Source organism: Erwinia sp. V71 (assembly GCF_965644245.1).
In the GTDB taxonomy this organism is placed as follows: Bacteria; Pseudomonadota; Gammaproteobacteria; order Enterobacterales; family Enterobacteriaceae; genus Erwinia.
This window is the reverse complement of the sequence record NZ_CBFFRK010000225.1, coordinates 1-2,062: the sequence shown is the minus strand read 5'-3', so window position 1 is coordinate 2,062 and position 2,062 is coordinate 1. Positions and strand designations below refer to the sequence as shown.

The following is a 2,062-nucleotide window of genomic DNA, read 5'->3' as shown; positions in this document are numbered from 1 at the left end:
TTCCGGCAGCCTTCAGTGGTCTTTGCAGAGTTAAGACAGGCGGCTTAGCGTTGCACTTCGAACTTGAATCCGCCCAGAAGGTATTTGCCGCTACAGCGGCGCACAGTGGCCGTTAACTGCCGTTTTCAATTCCACAGCTTTAACATTGCAACCTTAAGGAGCTTAAGATGAGCTTTATACTGGCATTACCGAAAATCAGCCTGCATGGCCCAGGCGCGATTGACGATATGGTGCAGATTGTCCGCGAGCAGCACTGGGGCACGGCGCTGATTGTCACTGATGGTCAGCTGGTGCGCCTTGGCTTACTGGATGGCCTGTTTGCCGCGCTGGAGCGCAATAATCTGCCTTATCATCTGTTCGATAAGGTGTTTCCTAATCCGACGGAAGCGCTGGTGCAGCAGGGACTGGCGCTGTTTAACCAGCAACAGTGCGACTACATTATTGCGTTTGGCGGTGGCAGCCCAATTGATACTGCCAAGGCAATTAAAATCCTGACGGCCAATCCGGCGCCCTCCACCGCTTATGCGGGCGTCGGCAAAGTGAAACAACCCGGAGTCCATCTGGTGGCAATTAACACCACCGCCGGAACCGCCGCGGAGATGACCAGCAATGCAGTGATTATCGATACGCAGCGCAATATCAAGCAGGTGATTATTGATACCAATATCATTCCTGATATTGCGGTAGATGATGCCAGTGTGATGCTGGATATTCCTGCCAGCGTCACGGCCGCTACCGGAATGGACGCGCTGACCCATGCGATTGAAGCCTATGTGTCGCAGAATGCGCATCCGCTAACTGATGCTAATGCACTGGAAGCCATTCGCCTGATCAGCCAGTGGTTGCCGCAGGCGGTGAGCGACGGTAAAAACCTGACCGCGCGCGAAATGATGGCCTTTGGGCAATATCTTGCAGGCATGGCGTTTAACAGCGCCGGGCTGGGGCTGGTACACGCGCTGGCGCATCAGCCGGGTGCGACTCACGATCTGCCACACGGTGTCTGTAACGCCATTCTGCTGCCGATTGTGGAAAGTTTTAACCGCCAGAGTGCAGAGAGTCGTTTCGCGCGTATTGCTGCGGCGATGGGCGTGGACACCAGCAGCATGAGTGATGAGCAGGCCAGTATCGCCGCCATCAAGGCCATTCGTGCACTGGCGAGTCAGGTAGGGATTCCGTCTGGTTTCCGTCAGTTGGGGATCAGTGAACAGGATATTGAAGGCTGGCTGGATAACGCACTGCAGGACCCGTGTGCGCCCTGTAATCCACGCAGTGCCTCGCGCGAAGAGGTACGCCAGCTCTATCTTGAGGCGCTGTAACCCGTTCTGGCTGCAATGATATATTTTTTTGCTGGTGCACCGGTGAGCGGGCACAACCTCTGCTGCTACAGGGCGGTCCTCGCGCCACGCTGCGCGCGGTGCCTTCGGTTCCGGCATCGCGCCGACGGACCGGCCAGGAGCGGGCGTCCTACCCGCCCCGGCCTGACGCCAGCATCCCTGCTGTCGTCTCCTGGCCCGATGCCTCCACCTCAGCGCTGCGGATTGCCCTTACGCAGCAGAGGTTGTGCCCCCTTTATCCTTTGCTGCCCGCTGTTAAAAGACCCCCATTGTACTTACACAGCTGACTGGTTGTTCCCCTGATAGGCGCATCCGCAGCGCTGAACGGAGGAAGCAAGCCAGGATGCGCCCGCAGGACGCGGGCGCAAGGCGATAACGGGACAGGGATGTCCCGTTATCGCCGGTCCGTCAGGCTGACGAGTGAAGTGAAGGCACCACGCGAAGCGTGGCGCGAGGACCAGCCAGGCAGGGGAACAGTCAGGCTGCGCAGGGCACTGTAAAATGCTTAACTGGCCAGCATTACAAAACCAGTGTCCGTTTTATTTCTCCGCGACAGTGTCAATATTTGAACCCCATCACAAATAACACCGAAAGCGCTTAACCCCTATTGTTGGTCAATCGCCTGGCTTTCGTTAAATAAAGGTTATCAACGGGCGGATTCAAGTTCGAAGTGCAACGCTAAGCCGTCTGTCTTAACTCTGCAAAGACCACTGAAGGCTGCCGGAACC

1 protein-coding gene is annotated in these 2,062 nt (G+C 56.7%); it reads left to right on the top strand.

Features of this window, described 5'->3' with window-relative positions; all coding sequences use genetic code 11:
* The first annotated feature begins 167 nt into the window (after positions 1-167).
* Entirely contained in the window at positions 168-1,316 is a 1,149-nt protein-coding gene (gene fucO / locus ACSZO1_RS22255) for a lactaldehyde reductase (protein WP_437616545.1), read from the top strand.
* The last annotated feature ends 746 nt before the right edge of the window (positions 1,317-2,062 follow it).